The sequence below is a fragment of the Polaribacter sp. BAL334 genome (assembly GCF_015767435.1).
In the GTDB taxonomy this organism is placed as follows: Bacteria; Bacteroidota; Bacteroidia; order Flavobacteriales; family Flavobacteriaceae; genus Polaribacter.
This window is the reverse complement of the sequence record NZ_JADWOV010000275.1, coordinates 16,870-33,777: the sequence shown is the minus strand read 5'-3', so window position 1 is coordinate 33,777 and position 16,908 is coordinate 16,870. Positions and strand designations below refer to the sequence as shown.

9 protein-coding genes and 1 pseudogene are annotated in these 16,908 nt (G+C 35.5%); 1 reads left to right on the top strand and 9 read right to left on the bottom strand.

The features are described from left to right. Nucleotides 1-46: 46 nt before the first annotated feature. The 7 genes from IU405_RS07755 to IU405_RS07725 all read right to left on the bottom strand — a co-directional run bounded on the left by IU405_RS07755 (nucleotide 47) and on the right by IU405_RS07725 (nucleotide 13,307). Nucleotides 47-2,677: a glycoside hydrolase family 3 protein gene (locus IU405_RS07755; protein WP_197438045.1), complete on the bottom strand. Its 2,631-nt coding sequence runs from the start codon at nucleotides 2,675-2,677 to the stop codon at nucleotides 47-49. A gap of 261 nt (nucleotides 2,678-2,938) precedes the next feature. Next, nucleotides 2,939-4,297, bottom strand: coding sequence for a glycoside hydrolase family 28 protein (locus tag IU405_RS07750; RefSeq protein WP_197438044.1), 1,359 nt, complete (start codon nucleotides 4,295-4,297; stop codon nucleotides 2,939-2,941). 64 nt (nucleotides 4,298-4,361) lie between these two features. After that, complete coding sequence (locus IU405_RS07745; protein WP_197438043.1) at nucleotides 4,362-6,329, bottom strand: beta-L-arabinofuranosidase domain-containing protein; 1,968 nt, start codon at nucleotides 6,327-6,329, stop codon at nucleotides 4,362-4,364. Between the two features lie 31 nt (nucleotides 6,330-6,360). Beyond that, nucleotides 6,361-7,176 (bottom strand): sulfatase-like hydrolase/transferase, encoded by an 816-nt coding sequence (locus IU405_RS07740; RefSeq protein WP_197438042.1) that lies wholly within the window; start codon nucleotides 7,174-7,176, stop codon nucleotides 6,361-6,363. 39 nt (nucleotides 7,177-7,215) lie between these two features. Beyond that, the gene (locus tag IU405_RS07735; protein ID WP_197438041.1) at nucleotides 7,216-10,365 is read right to left on the bottom strand and encodes a glycoside hydrolase family 2 TIM barrel-domain containing protein; all 3,150 of its coding nucleotides are present in this window, start codon (nucleotides 10,363-10,365) and stop codon (nucleotides 7,216-7,218) included. An 18-nt stretch (nucleotides 10,366-10,383) separates the two neighbouring features. Then, nucleotides 10,384-12,348, bottom strand: coding sequence for a sulfatase (locus IU405_RS07730; RefSeq protein WP_197438040.1), 1,965 nt, complete (start codon nucleotides 12,346-12,348; stop codon nucleotides 10,384-10,386). Nucleotides 12,349-12,479: 131 nt separating this feature from the next. Further along, a complete protein-coding gene (locus tag IU405_RS07725; RefSeq protein ID WP_197438039.1) occupies nucleotides 12,480-13,307 on the bottom strand; it encodes a heparin lyase I family protein in 828 nt (275 codons plus the stop codon). A 216-nt stretch (nucleotides 13,308-13,523) separates the two neighbouring features. Here IU405_RS07725 and IU405_RS15685 point away from each other — a divergent pair. After that, nucleotides 13,524-13,888: pseudogene (locus IU405_RS15685) on the top strand (IS982 family transposase); the annotation flags it as partial. Between the two features lie 151 nt (nucleotides 13,889-14,039). Here the strand turns inward: IU405_RS15685 and IU405_RS07710 are convergent. Both IU405_RS07710 and IU405_RS07705 read right to left on the bottom strand, forming a co-directional pair. Next, nucleotides 14,040-15,056, bottom strand: coding sequence for a DUF5627 domain-containing protein (locus IU405_RS07710; protein WP_197438036.1), 1,017 nt, complete (start codon nucleotides 15,054-15,056; stop codon nucleotides 14,040-14,042). Between the two features lie 135 nt (nucleotides 15,057-15,191). Further along, the gene (locus IU405_RS07705; RefSeq protein ID WP_197438035.1) at nucleotides 15,192-16,844 is read right to left on the bottom strand and encodes a RagB/SusD family nutrient uptake outer membrane protein; all 1,653 of its coding nucleotides are present in this window, start codon (nucleotides 16,842-16,844) and stop codon (nucleotides 15,192-15,194) included. Nucleotides 16,845-16,908 lie beyond the last annotated feature (64 nt).

The window sequence follows — 16,908 nt, the reverse complement described above, 5'->3', positions numbered from 1 at the left end:
TTAAAATTTTATTAGTAAATGTCATAGATTATAAATTAGTTAATTTTTATTTTTGGCCTTCAATCTCCCACCAGTTAAAATGACAAACGGTCTCCTCTTCTTGTCCAGGTCTGGCTTTAAAAACAATGTAAACATCATGAATACCCGAAATACCATAATCACTAGTACCTATATTGGCGGTTTGGTACACCTGTAAACTTCCTGTACGATCGAAAGTAAATTTTCCAAATAGCAAACCATCAGGTGCATCTAGCCTTAACTCTAAATGGCTTAATGAAATGATAGAAGCATAACGGATTTCAACAAAATTTAGCCAACTACCTAAATTAATATTTTTAAATCGTATCCAATCGCCATTTTTTACAACCACAGAGTTACCTTCTCCGGTATCTTTTGCCGGAATCAATTTCATAGTAGTAGCCGACTCATCAAAGTTTTCGGCTTGAATTCTTAAAAGCGACTCTTTATTTTTCTTAATTTCTTTCATTTTAGCCTCTTTTGAAGGTAAAATTACTTCTTCCATTGGCTCTGGTATTGGTACTCCATAGTTTTCTTTTATTGTTAGGCTTGCTTTAAGTGGTAACTGGTCTGAGGCACCACCAACTAAAATTTTAAAAGTCCCAGCCTCGACTAAAAATCGTTTGTCTTTCTCATCCCAAAAACTTAAATCTTGAGCACCTAAGCTAAATTGCACTTTTTTTGTTTCTCCGGGTTCTAGGGTTATTCTTTCAAAACCTTTTAATTGCTTTACAGGCATTAGAACACTTGCTTCTTCATCTTGTACATAAAGCTGTACAACCTCATCACCTGCTATTTCTCCTGTATTTGTAACCTCTACTGATACTGTAATTTCTTTATCCGCTGTTGTTTTATAACTATTCAGCTGAAGGTTTGAATAACGAAATGAGGTATAACTTAATCCATAACCAAAAGCATATTGGGGTTGTATCTTTTTATGGTCATACCAGCGATACCCTACTTTTACAATATGGTTGTGATGGTCATCCGTAAAAGGTGGTAACTGAGCATCATCAACTGGCATACTTACAGGCAACTTTCCTCCTGGGTTGTAATCGCCAAATAAGGTTTCAGCTATGGCACGACCTCCTTCTTGCCCCGCATAAAATTGGTAGAGTATCCCATCAACATCGTCTATGGAATTTTTTAAAGCACAAATTCCGCTACTAATTACAACTAAAACAATTTTCTTATTCACCTTGGACAATTCTCGAATAAGCTCTTGCTGCACCTTAGGCAATTGTACAGAGCCAGATTGTCTATCGCGTCCTTCCCCTTCTTGATACATATCTAAGCCGCCAACAAAAACGACATAATCAGCATTTTTTGCAGCAGCCAAAGCATCTTTAAACCCTGATTTATCATCAGTATTAATATCACATCCTTTTGCATAACGAAGAGAAACCTTAGGAGCTATTTCGCTTATGGCCTGAAGAGGAGGAATGGTGTATAAAGGTCGTACACGGCTACTGCTTTTTGAGTCATAAGGTAGTATGGCGGCATTGGGTCCGATGATAGCAACTGAACCGCTTTTTTTTAAGGGTAAAATCTGGTTGGTATTTTTTAATAAAACCATTGCTTTTCGAGCTCCTTCTAGGGCAATACTAGTACTTTCTTCACTAGAACGATCGTTGGGATCTGCTTTATCCTGTCCATCCATAAGTCCAGATAACAAGATTACTCTTAGCACTCTTCCTACGGCTTCATTTAATCTTTCTACTGAAACATTTCCTGCTTTTATTTCATCTAGCAAACCCTCTTTGTAATGAGCGGTGTTGGTTTCTAAGTCGTGCCCAGCATTAAAACTATCAGCAATTGTACCTTCGTTCTGAGTAATAACGTCACTTACAGAAGACCAATCATTTAAAACAAAATACCGATACCCAAAGTAGGCTCTTAATATAGTATCTAACACATAAGGATTATCTGTACAGTGAAGCCCGTTCACACGGCTATGAGCAGTCATTACAGACCATGCATTACCTCTTTGTATAGCTTCCTTAAAAGGATATGCGTAAAATTCAATTAAGCTTCGTTCATCTACTGTGGCTTGATTGTTTTTACGTATAGCTTTATTCTCTCTTGTATTAAGCACAAAATGCTTTAGGTTTGCAATGCATCCAGTACTTTGTGTACCCAACACATTAGCCAATCCAATTTCAGCACACAAATAAGGATCTTCTCCTGCAGACTCTGATGCCCTGCCATAATAGGGATGCCTATTCACATCCAAACTATTACCCAAACGCATATTCCAACCTAACGCCCTAAACTCTTTTCCTTCTGCTACTCCCATACGATAACTTAAATCGCGATCAAAAGCAGCTCCTCTTGCGACAGTTGTAGGAAAAGCAGTTGCTCTATTGTTATCACGAACACCATGAGGACCATCATGACAAGTAAATGTTGGGATTCCTAATCTTTCACATCCTGAATACACCCAATTTGAATTATTTCGAGTAAGCATTTTTACTTTCTCTTCTAGCGTCATCCGTTCGAGAGCGTCTTGAATTCTTTCATCGATTGATTTACTTTTGTCTTCGTAGACATCAATCTTATTATTTTTATTAAGGTCTATTGATTCCTGGGCTGAAATCCTTACACCCAATAAAACGAAAAAAATAATTACTGATATATTTTTTAAACTAGTACTATTCATCGCTATATTATTTACATCAAGTGCTTTTCATAAGCAATTCTTATATTAAGAAAGCTCACTTAGATATTTTTTACAAGAAAGTTGATTTTTTTAAAAAAAATAGAAAAAATTGTCCGTTTTTTTTTGAAATTCATACATTTAAAACAAACCATTTTACCACTGGCTGTATTGGTACTATTACAGATTAGATTTCACCTATGAAAGACCAATGGATTTAATATATACTTTTAAAAATTATTGTTGGCGCGTATTGATTGTATTTTACTTTTTAGTAGAATAATTTTTTCTATTGATCATCACGTTTTTTAGCAACACCTGATCGTGTTCAAAAATCTTAGTAGGAACTTGTGCTTTTTTTATGGTCACATTTTTAATGTGTACATCTGTGATTGGCGATTCTGAATGCCCTTGAACACGAATTCCATAGCCAGCTTCTTTGCACGTAATATTCTCGATATGAAAATTTCGAAAGAGTGGTGGAAAATGTCCACCTCGGAAACTATGATAATCGGTCTGAAAATAGATTAAGTTCTTTGTTGCCTTCTCAACATTAATATTCCTTACATATACATTTTCTATAGTACCACCACGATCTAAGTTCGATTTAAAATAAATAAGGCTTCGACCGCTTTTGATGGTGTTGTTTTCGATAAATACATTGCGAACCGAGCCAGACATTTCACTACCTATAGCAAAGCCATTATGCACTTCTAAACAGGTATTATTACGAATAACAATATTCTCTGATGGGCGCGCCAGTTTTCTTCCTTCATAATCGCGACCAGATTTAATTACAACTGCATCATCTCCTGTACTAAATGTGCAACCTTCTATGAGTACATTTTTACAAGAATCCAAATCAATACCATCATTATTAAGTCTAAAACTTTTAATATGTAAGTTTCGTATAATAATATTAGAAGAATATACAGGATGTATTATCCAAAATGGTGATTCTATCACTTTTACCCCTTCCATTTTTACCCTATGACAATTGATAAATTGTATAAACGAAGGTCGTAACCAATGCCCTTCCCCAAAAACCCTTTGTTCTAGTGGAATTCCCTCATCGCCCATATCTCGCAATGTATTCTGATCTGGTTTTTGTTTTTCTAACCAAGTTGCAAAAGTATCCTTGGCATTGCCATCAATGGTACCAAAACCGGTTATAGCGATATTTGTGCAGTTGTTTGCATAAATAAAAGGAGAGTAACCCAAAAGTTCTGTCCCTTCCCATCGCGAAAATACAACTGGTAAAAAATCGGTGGGTACTGCACTGAAACGAATTACGCTTCCTTTTTCTAAATATAGGTTTACGTTACTTTTAAAATGGATGGGACCTTCTAGCCAATATTGTCCTTTAGGGACAACAACTCGTCCACCTCCAGCATGATTGCAGATATTAATGGCACTTTGTATGGCAGGTAAATCATTGTGCTTTCCGTCTCCTTTAGCGCCCAACTCCAGGACATTAAGAGTACGATTAGGAAACTCTGGTTCTTTAATGGCATCCACAATTTCTTGTGCCTGCTCCCAGCGTTGAGCAATGGCCATATTTACACCTAATATAATGGTACTATATATTAAGAGTACTGTTTTTTTTGTTGGACATTTTCTCATCATTTTTTAAATTAAGAACTTTAAAGTGTTCTTGTATCATACTTCATTGAAGTATCATATTGTTTTATAATTCTCCCTTTACTGCTTCAGGGAATGTGGTTCTACGCAGCACCGTGCAACCGATTGGGATAAGCGTAGCGCCAATAGACTTGCCATTTGAGTCAAGCAGTGTTCCTTTCAACTTAATCGGTGTGTTGGTAAAGGGATGCAATGGATCACCACCTGCCTGAACCGATTTGAAAGCAGGGTTTAGAGGCATCACATAATCCCATCCAGTTCGATCCGTAGCTGTAATGTCGTACACATGAAAACCACTATCTGGATTAATCACATTTAGGTTTGCTTTGCCTTTTTTATTTTTTGGTGGTTCGTAAGTGTGTTCCGAAATTTTCTTTTCATAGGCTATAGGCAGGGCATAGACCAAGGGACCACGTTTCAGATAGTTTTGTTTAGAACCGGCTACCTCCTGTAGCTTTTTAACGGGGAAATCAAACAACAATGTAACGCGGTCGCCCTTTTTCCAAGTACGATCAATCACGATATATCCATCATTTCTGGTAACACCATCAATACCCTCCACCTTAACATCCGCTGCATCCGCAGGAATACGGAAACACAGCTTCATCTGCAACGGTTGTGCGGGATCGATCGAAAACTCAATGGTATCCTCGAACGGATAGTTCGTCTTTTCGCTGATATGCAAATCCACTCCGTCCAAAGTAGTATTCACAGTAGATGGACCGTACAAATGCGCAGTTAGTCCGTCTGATTGCCGAGTCCACATCCCTTCGATATAATATGGAAGCAAACGACCGCCGTTTAGCGTACAACAGGCAGCTGCCATATGAAAGGCGGCAAAGGCATGTCTTTGATCTTTCGTGTAAGGAAGCGCCTCAATCAGGTTATCGTGCGTAACATAAGAAAGCGCAGTAAGTACAGGAAATCGAGCACCTTGTCCGGCATTAAACGTCATTGACTCGACCATTTCGGCAGCTTCCGCATTACCATTAATCGCTACAATTTTGGTCAAAGCCTGCACCATCTCCGCGATTCCGCAGTATTCATATCCCGCATCACCAGAACCTGGGTTTCCCTTCACATTTTCCGCACACACCATTGCTCCACTCGGAGTGAGGTGATATTTCATTTTTTCCATGGCACGGTCGGCGGCACGGTCATATATTGAATCCTTAGTAATCGCTGCAATATAGGCTGGAATGAAGAAGCCTTCGGCAATATGAGCCCCATGCCTCTGAAACCCTTCTTTACTTAACAATTTTTTTGTCTGCAAATCGTAATCGCGCACAGGGGCGGCATTAAAATCCTCATACAACATTAGCGCATAATCGGCATACTTGCTGTTTCCCGTCCGGACATTTAAATACCATAGCGTATCGAAAAAGCCAACGGCATGCGATACGCCACCAGAAGCTTTTTTCTTTGGATCAAAATAGTTCCGGGGGGTATTCTTTATCGTGCATTCAACGGCTTTAACGAGCGCATTCAAATAGGTTTCGTTACCTGTAAATTCATAACCTGCAATCAGCGCTTGAAAAATACGGCTCTGCACCCATAACTCTCCATTTTCACCCTCGTGCTGAAACCGTGACCCCGGTTTGTTACCGGCTGTATAAATACCAATATATCCATCCGGTCCTTGGTTAGCTACAATAGCATCTAACCATTTGACAGCCTTTGTTTTCAACTCCTCATTCCCGCTGAGAAACGCCATCCTAAGTACACCGTCTTTCCAGTACCCTTCATGTTCCCCACTCCACCAGCAACGAAGTCCTTGATAGTTTTTATCAGACAGTCGATTCTGATGAACAAAAAGATCATATGTTACCGTATGATTTACCTTATCGTATTGAGCAAGATAGCCCTCTGCCAGATCTCGGCGCATCTGTTCCTTCATCCAACCTTGTGGCATAATTTCTCCTGCCTTTAGAAATCCCTTGGATTCGTTTTTTGGACTGTGGCATCCGTTAAAAAAGATAACAGCGACTAAAACGCCTAAAATTCTTTTTTTCATTTTTAATCTATTTGATAAGTACTGTAGAAAATTATTCTCTTATGTGGTCTCCAGATTGCTCTGGATTAATCTTCTTATACTTTTTGATGCGTGCTTTCCATCCTTCATGATGAAGCGGTTTCGCTTGCATTTTATTTGTCCATTGGTCGAATATCTTCGCCATATTTCGTTCACGGTCTGGTTCATTTGAGGCCAAATCGCTCTGTTCAAAGGGATCAGTAGAAACATCATAAAGTTCCCATTCACCATTGATTCCATCGCCCACAAGCCTCCAATTATCGATACGAACAGCACGGTTTCCCTCGTGTTCCCAAAACAAGGGGCGTGCTTTAATTCCTCTACCATAAAGAAGCGGCATCAAACTCACCCCATGCGGCTTCAATGATTGTTTCCTGAGAAAAGTATCAGGGAATTCTATATCCAAAGCATCCAAAATCGTTGGCAGCAAATCGATAATGTGAACAGGATGAGTTAGTAATTCAGGTTTATTTTCAAAATTCCCTCCTTGCCAATTCAGTATGAGCGGTGAAGACACACCTCCTAAATGGGTATGTTTCTTGTAATTGATATAAGGTGCATTGCTCAAGTCTGCTGCTAACTGGCTTATAAAACCACCCTCTGCTGTAGCGCCATTATCACTAAGAAATAGAAACAACGTATTTTTAAATTGCTTCTGGCGTTTCAGCTCCGCTACAATTTCACCAACTCCGCCATCCACAATCTCTATCATTGCAGCGTAAGTGGCCATTAAAATGAACACCAAGGTGATTGTTATTTTCCTTTTTATTGTAGCTATCATATTTGATACTTCGTTTTCTATGGTATTTTCTGAATTTGCTAAAAACACCTATTAACACCTCTTCTTTGCGCTAACCAGCTTTATATTTTAATTAAGAGGACTCATTGTAAAAGAAAAAGAATAATCGGTATTGCTAATCCTGTAAGGCTCCAGTGGATATGCATTCTTATTCCAGCTGTTGGTGCCTCCCACCCCCATTTGTTCCTTGTCGATATTTAAAAAAACATCAGGATGCTTAACCAACTCAAAAGAATAATCGCTTTCCTGAATATTTGTTTTGGTATAATGAGATGCCCCAAAACCAAACCAAGGTTGTCCCTTAATAAGGATACCTGCACCTTTATCATTCGTAAAACTTACCCAGCGGGTATCTGCTTTATAGCCATTTTCTTGTGGGCGCGAATATTCTACCCATTCCTTATCCACGGTAGAATGATATATTCCAACTTTTTCTATCTGCCTGTCTTTGTAGGTCGGTTTTTCTCCATGTCCATACCAAGAAAGATTATGGTAAGTAGCATTTAATATCATAGATGTACCTGCACGTGGCAACATAGGTAATTCTTTATTTCCGGCTTTGTAAGTACAAGTAATTGTAATGACACCATCACCAGATATTTTGTATTGCTGTTGGTATAAAGCGTCTACCAAAGGTAAATATCCGCTTGCTAAAAGTGTAATCCCCTCATTGTCTTCTTGTATCTCAAAAGAATCGATTACCCATGTTTTTCCTGCTTGTTGCCAGATATCAATTGAGGCACTTTTTCCTTCTTTCTTTTTTTTATTTGCGCCACGATCGTTATCGGTGTTCGCCCTCCAAAAATCAGGACGTGGTCCTTGTTTTACAATTATATTATTTTGGTAGTAATATTTTTCAAGAATACCATCCATCTTATCAAATAGCAATGTAAAATCTTTACCCATAACATGCAGCTTACGACCTTCATGTCTTATATCTATTGGCTTAGACGCTACTGAATTTTTTTCTTGTTGGAGTTGCGCTTTTTGAATTTTAAATTGCTCCCAGGCTATTTCAAAACCTTTTTCAGCATAAAAGGTATCCTGCTTTAGTTTAAACGTAAAGTTGATAAAATATTCCTTCTCATCTTTTAGCGCATAGTTTACATTGAGTTTTATGTTTTTACTATCGCCAGCATTAATAGTAAGATCGGATAATCTTCCTTGATCCACTATTGTGCCGTTTTCTATAAGCTCCCAAAACCCATCTACCATGTCTTCTAAACTGGTAAAGTCAAAACGATTTGTAATCTGAAACAATCTTTTTTCTATATCAAGCGGTTGCACTTTTATATTTTGATGGAAATATTTCATTGTATTTAACCCCGGGTGTGGTGTTCCATCGGACGCCAAAAGACCATTCATACAAAAGTTGCTGTCGTGGTGAACTCCTCTGGCCTCTTCCCACCAGCCTCCGTAGGCATAAAAAATATCCTTTTGCGATATTGCCTTATACTCTTCAGGCACTTCCTGTTGTAGGCCTTGATCCATCCAATCCCAAACAAAAGCGCCTTGAAAGTTATTATCAGCATAGATTAAATCCCAATATTCTTTCATGTTTCCCGTACTATTACCCATGGCATGGGCATATTCACACAAAATAAAAGGTTGATGATTCTGTTCTTTAATGAAATCTTTACAAAGCTCAACTGAACTATACATTTTGGCGTAGATTTCGGTAGTATTATTTCCCCCTGAAGTGCCCTCGTACATAAATGGACGAGATGGATCTGTTTTTTTAACCCAATCGTAACATTTGTTCACATTAATACCATCACCACTTTCGTTACCCATTGACCAAATGATTACAGATGGATGATTTCTATCTCTAATTACCATTCGACGTACCCTTTCTAAAAAAGCCTCTTCCCAATCTAATGAGTTGGTTAAAGGATGATGCCCGTACTTATCTTTTTCATTTCGTAATCCGTGGGTTTCAATATTCCCTTCATCAATTACATAAATACCATACGTATCACATAAACGATACCATTCTGGTACGTTAGGGTAATGTGATGTACGTACAGCGTTAAAATTATTTTGTTTCATCAATTTAATATCATAGACCATATCTTTTGTGGTAACATAGTGGCCAGTAACAGGATTATGTTCGTGACGGTTTACGCCTTTTAAAATAATTTTTTTTCCGTTCACTAAAAGACGGCCCTCTTTGATTTCTACTTTTTTGAAACCCACTTTTTGAGGAATGTATTCTAGTACACGCCCTTTTTCATCTGACAATGATACTATTAAGTTATACAGGTAGGGTTGCTCTGCACTCCATTGTTTAATGCTTGCCAGTTTTTTTTCTTTAGAGGCAAAGGTTACACTCCCTTTTTTTGTTGTTAGCTTCACAACATCCTCGAATAACACCTTACCTTCGTTGTCTATTAATTCATAATTGACACTCATCTTTTTTGAGGTATTTGCAATTACTTCACCCTCAATTTTTAAAATTCCGTCTTTATAATTTTCATCTAAACTTGAGGTAACCACAAAATCGCGGATGTGTTGTTTAGGTGTTGCCCATAGATACACATCGCGAAAAATTCCACTTAAACGCCAAAAATCCTGGTCTTCTAAATAAGAACCATCACTCCAACGATATACCTCTACAGCAATATTGTTTTCTCCTTTTTGTAAATAAGGCGAGATATCAAATTCTGCTGGTGTTCTGCTTCCTTGACTGTATCCTACTTTTTTACCATTTACCCAGAGGTACATTGCCGATTGCACTCCTTCAAAATGAATATAGATGTTTTTATCTTTCCATTTTTCAGGTAAATTAAAACTTCTGCGATAGCTGCCTACGGGATTCCATTCTGTTGGCGCTTTTAAGCTAGAGGTGTCAAAAGGATATTTGTTATTGGTGTAGATTGGTATTCCATACCCCTTTATTTCCCAGTTAGATGGTACATCAATTACATCCCATTTTGAGATATCGAAAGAGGGTTTGTAGAAATCTTTTGGTCTTTGTTCTGGATTTGTTGCCCAGTTAAAATGCCATTTTCCATTTAGCAATAAACAATTAGATGACTTTTTAAAGGCGCTATTTTTTGCATCATCCTTGGTATCAAACACCATCATAGTAGTGTGTGGCAGTTCTCTATTTATTTGCAGTACATTTACATTATTCCAATCTTGCTGCGCTTGAATTATATGATTAAATATTGCAATAAATACAAAAAATAATATTTGATTTTTATTTGATATACCCATAAATATGTTCTTAAAGGATTACCATGATTTTGTTGTTGTATTCATATCATCTATCCATTTTTCATAAGATGAATAGTAAAGTGGTTGGTTATCAAATAAATAAAAAAACATCTCTGCTGAATTCTGGACGTTGTAGTCGAAACCAGGGAGGCGCTTCTGTCCATAACGATTTTTTACCTGTTGAAAATCTACTTTAAAATCACTAGCTATTTCTGGAATATATAACACCTGTTGCATAGTATGGTGTGCCACATATTTATTAGTGCCAGAAATAAGCTTACTTAACACATCTTTGGCTTTACTGTTGCCTTGTGTTTTATATAAAAGCGTTGCAATTTCAGCTTGTACATAAAGCGATGCATCTGTTAATGATTGAGATAAAGACTCTTCCAATCCTTTTGTTTTTCCTATAAAGTTTAGGCCTACTGCTGCCCAATAACGTATTTCTTCTCTTTTGTCTTTTAAATAGGGTAAGAACGCTTGAGGATTGGTTTCTAGCCCTACCATATCTGCGACTTCAAGAATATCCTCAATAGGTAAATTCTCATTTTGCAACCTAGCTTCATAGGCAGTTGAATTTTCTGAACGTTTTAGCATTAATTCTTCAGGTAAAAAATGAATATCCTTTATTTGAATAGCACGTTCTTTCATTACCTTTCTTAGGCGTTGTATATCTGATTTATATTCTGGGTTTTCGGCAAGATTTGTCAGCTCCCATTTGTCATTTTTTAAATCAAATAAATATTCTACAGCTCTTGGTTGTTTAACCAAATCTAACTGAACGTCATTTAGTAAACCTGCTGCCGCATCTTTTCGAATGGTTTTAACAATAGCGCTTACATCTGCATATTTCTGATAACGTTGGATGGGTAAATGCGGATAGAAATTGCGAGAATACACAAATCTTCCATCAAAAACAGTACGCTCTAAACCCGGTGTGTCATCTAGTCGATTGCGTGAACCAAATATATAGGATACGGGCTCTTTTCTTTCTGTACCTAATATTGGCCTGCCTTTCATATGCTCAGGAATTTCAGTTCCTGTAAGGCTTAAAATTGTAGGTGCCAAATCTTCAAAAGAGATCAGTTCTTCTGTTACTTCTTGAACTCCCCAAGGTGATAAATGTTTATATTTCTTTGGAAACCAAACATAAAAAGGAACACGATGCCCAAAACCAATGGAAGTACATTTACCTCTAGGCATGCCTTGACCATGATCTGCATATATAAAAATGATGGTGTTTTCTTTTAAACCTTCCTGTTCTAACCTATCCATAAGTAACTGAACCTCAAGATCTGTTTTACGTAACCCATTGTAAACACGAGCAACTTGCTTTCGCATTTCTTTGGAATCTCTATAAAAAGGAGGCATCTCTATACTATCTGGAGCAATATGGTAGTACTCAGGTAAACGATTTAAAATTTCATTTTCATATAATGCATAAGGAAAAGTCATTGTTCTACTTTGGTGGCAACTATTATAGTTAAATACTGAAAAGAAGGGTTGCCCTTCTTTTCTATTCCACCAGCCCGCCTTTTTACTATTTTCATTCCAAGCTTCAGCAATAAAAGCCTCTTCATCTTTTAGATTATAATCTGTTTTATCATTATTAGTGGTGTAATATCCCTCCTTTTTTAAGTAGTATGGAAACCCTTTAATAAAGTCTGGCGTCTTGTAATTACTACGATGGTTACCCGTTCCTAATTCTTCTGTAGAACAACCTGTAATTATTGTACTTCGGCTTGATGAACATACAGCGCCTGTTGCATAAGCATTTGTAAAAATTACACCTTTTTTACCAAGTTGGTCCATTACAGGAGTTGTTTCTATTTTATTACCATAATTCGCCAAAAAATGCGGCGAGGTATCTTCTATGGTTATCCAAAGTATATTTGGTTTCTCTTCTGTTTTATTATTACAAGATGTAACTAAAAGAAGTAAGAGTAGGGCTGATGATACTAAAGGAATTTTTCTTGAGAACATTAATAAGTTAATTTATAAAACATATAAAAATCATAGCCTAACCTTAGAATTAAACTATGATTTTTTTTAAAACTATTAATTTTTAAAAAAATGGAAACCTTAATAAAGTCTTTCAATATATAGCTTTTACACTATTTAGGAGCTACTAAATCATAACAACCATCACTGCCAGCTATACGTACTTGATCGTGATATACAGTTCTAGTTTGACCTTGAGGTAAAGGACCAACTGGCCCTCCTTCTTTATATTGTGCCGAATAAAGACCAAATTTCATATAAGCCCCTTCAATCATTTCTACAATATGGTTATCACCTGTCCAGTCTGCTACCTTAGTACCATTCCACCATATTTGAAAAATACCATCAGAGTTATCAAATTTTACATGAATCACCCAATCCACCCATTCTCCGATTCTAGCAGGCACAAGTGCTAAATTATCAGGTACCATTTCACAATGCAAACGGACAAAACCATTTTTGTAACGTCCTACTAATGGTTGCGCATCTTGTACCTCTGGTCTTAACCAACTTTTATAATGCCATTGGAATAACATACCTTGATCATCAAAAGAAGACGACAACGGAAAGTCTTCACCTATTTTAGTACTTAAACCAACCCAATACTCTTTACCAGGTTCAAAATACAATTCATCTACATTAAGCGATGCTTCTGTTCTGAATTTGTCGTTTGTTTCTGAAGATAATAGAGATTTCATTACGAAGTTACCTTCTGGTGCGCCTTGTAGCTGAACAACTTCAGGGTCATTTCCATCACCTTTTAAAGCAAAGGTACCTGATTCAAACCCTTCATCAAATAATAGTTGAACACCGTCTTTACATACTGACTGTTCAATAATTATTATTTTCCCTCCCTCTTCGCTTGAGGAACAAGAAGTAATTGTAAAAATACCTAGTATTGTTAAAACCATTAGAAAAAGGTTTCGATGTTTTGTATTCATATTGGAATTATTATAATTAGTTACACATCAAAAATAATAACTTCATTACCTTTTATATAACAAATGCATACAGTTTTTTTACAAAATTATTCATCTTTTAGGTTTCAGTTTATTCAGAAAGTTATTAACGAAACCCGTTGTGCATTATAATTTAAGTTAAAAAAGTTGTTCATCTTACTGATAATCAGTAAGATGTTTTGACATGAAATATTTACAATGAACAACTTAAAACAAATTACAAAAGAATTTTGGAAGTTTTAAGAAAAATATCAAAAGAACAATTATTAAGCTATCAAAGGCGTAAGCCAAAGATGAGTGATTTAGAGCTTATAAGCTTAACATTAACCCCAGAATTTATGGGTATTGATAGTGAAAATGATTTGTTTAAAAAACTTCCCACATCAATTTAAATGAAAATAGAACGTAGTGTTTACAATAGAAGAAAAAGAAATTTATCCAATCATATGAATACAATTCGTGTAAAGTTAGCATCTTATTTTAATGAATTTGAAGACTATTTTATTTTAGACAGCATGCCTTTAGAGATTTGTAAATTATCAAGAAGTGGGCGTTCTAAAATAACGTGAGTTCGATATAAATTATTAAAGATTTTTGAAAGTTTTAAGAAAAATATCAATTTAAACTTTTAAAAAACCTATAACAAATTTTTGTTATAGGCTTTTCGGGGGTGGAATTTAAAACAAATTCAAACAAAGTTTTTATAAAATTATACTACTTTTTAATCACTACTGGAAAAGATTCAAAAACTACGCCTCTGTTTCTAACTACGAAAGTGTCAATTACAACATGATTTTCATTATTTACAAGATCATCATAAGTATAATTTACAAAAATTACATCTCTTTTTTTTCCACCCCATTCACCTCCTTCTTTTACAAATGTGCCTGTTCCAGAAACATTATAAGCCCCATCTGGACTCGTAATAATGCAGTTTTCATTTTCATCAAAAGCCAACTCTATAGCTACAGTACCAGGACTTTGTAAACCACCTCTACGAACAATATTATTCTCTATTACAACATTATTTCTTCCAGAAATAATAACATCTCTAACAAGATCCTTTTCAACATAATCAGCTCTGTATATAAACGTAGTATCTAATGTACTAGAAACCACTCTATCTGCACCTCTTTTAAAATACATTCCATGATATTTATTGATAAATTTAATACCAAATAACGTATAATCTTTAGGTTGAATTTCCCAATCATCTTTAATTAAACGATGTGGGTTTGTAACACCATCGGCTGGAAGCCCAGTTAAAATAGAATCTATTTTTTCTACTCTATAAATAACAAGAGGTATCACATAATTTACGGAATCTTTCTTAGGATAAAACGACTTTGGGTCATTAAAAAAATTATCATTTAATTTTACAGTAATTCTTCCGTCCATTCTTCCAGCAGGAATCGTAACAGGATTTGGTGTTTCTATGGTGTAATATGAAGAAGGTAATGCTTGAACATTAGCAATTGTATCTAATAGACTTTCATCTATCTCATAATAATAATAACGATCTATTTTGTTTTCATAAAGCCCACTTAATTTCGCTCCGATTTCAAATTTAAAATCATTGTCATTATCATTAAAACCAACATCATAATTACCTAAAATAAGTGTTCTGGCTGGTGTTTGATATGGAAACCATGTTGTTGTAATTCCAAAATCATCAAACTCATTTGGTTGATTTTCACATGATAAAAAAGTTGCTACAACTATTAACATCATTATTTGATAATATCCTTTCATTGTGTTCTTATAATTAAATTTTATTATATTTTTATCCAACCTATCCATGTTTATTATTGGATTTTAAACTTTATTAACTCTTGAATTCGGCAATTATTATTATTTCAATAATAGTTACCATCCTTTATTTTGTTCTAAAGCACTAAATTTTTGTATTTCACTATTGCTAATAGGCATAAATCTAGCAAATTCTTGAAAATTACGATTTTCAACAGGAAAAGTTTGATATCCTTCAGTGCTTCCTAAGAACTCGCTTCCTATAACTTCTTCATTTAATGGAAGATTCCAACGTCTGATATCCCAAAATCTTGCTCCTTCGAAACATAATTCAATACGCCTTTCATTCTTAATTAAATCTGTAATATCTGATAAACCGTTTAAATAGTCATCTACAAAACCTGGGCTCTGAGGTCTTTTTCTTATTTGTGCTAAAATTTCTCTAGCACTTAAAAAACTTCCAGGTAAAACACCATCTGCACCAACCACTTCATTTTGAGCCTCCGCTAAAATTAAGAATAACTCTGTAGCTCTTAAATATCCATCATAATGAAACGCAGAAACATTTCCACCAGACTGGGATATACTTACATTGCTTACAGTATGTTTTCTTAAATAATAACCTGTTCTTGTTGAACGTGTTACTAAAGAATCTACCCTATTACCACCTCCAGAAATACCGGTGTTTATATTTTGACCACTTATAGAAGATCCATTGGTAACAATATAAGCTTGTAATCTTGGATCTCTATTGTTATATGGGTTTTGTAAATCTAAACCATTACTTGTGGTTGCTGGATAACCATTCGCTAAAGGAAAACTAGCAACAAGGTTATGAGAAGGGTTGACTCTACCATTACCACCGTCACCATCAATAAATGGTGGATACACATCTTCTTCTAAGGAAGAATTATTTGACCTTGGTTGTGCCCATAATATTTCATTTGAATTATTTTCGTAAAATGTTAAGCCATCAATGGGTAAAATATTATTCCAAGCACTATTGATGGTTTCAGCTGCATACTCTGCAGCTTTTCTATAATACTCTTGATTATTTAAGTATGCTGGGCTAGCTGCGAGTAAGTTTAATTTTGCCTGAAAAGCTCTTACAAACAAACCACAAAAACGTCCTTCGTAGTTTGGTGAATTAACCAGCAAGTATGCTTCTTCGTCTTTATTTTGATCTTTAGGGTGTATTTCTGAAGCATTATTAGTATATACATAAGGCAATAAATTAAATGCAGCTTCAAAATCGTTATTGATACGCTCTACAGTTTCTTGAAAACTTAATCGAGGTATGTTAAAATTACCATCAACCTCAATAAATTGATCTATGTAAGGAATGCCTAGTAAAGTACCATTATTTCCTACACCTGCATGAGCCTGAAGGATATAAAAGTGCTGTAATGCTCTTAAAGCCAAAGCTTCTCCTTTTAACCTATCTGAGAAATACGAATTAATTGTTGGATCTTTAGACCAAACTACATCATTACTATTTTCTAAAAACTTATTTACATATAAAATATGTGAATACCTACCCCATCTATTTACAGGATTAAAAAAGCTTGAAAGCTCTCCAGTAGCCATTCTTAAAATATTATTTGTAGGTTGATTACAAACTGCGTTGTCTGTAGCCATATCAAGCTCGTTATTTACTGAAGAGAATGTTGGTATTAAATTATATGCATTTAATAAAATACCTTCTGAGAAAACAGGGTCATTAAATACAAATTCTTCATTTATGATATTTTCATCTTTTGGTTCTAACATATCTTCACAAGAATATGAAACGAACGAGAGTATTAAAATGAAGCTAAAATATATCTTCTTGTGC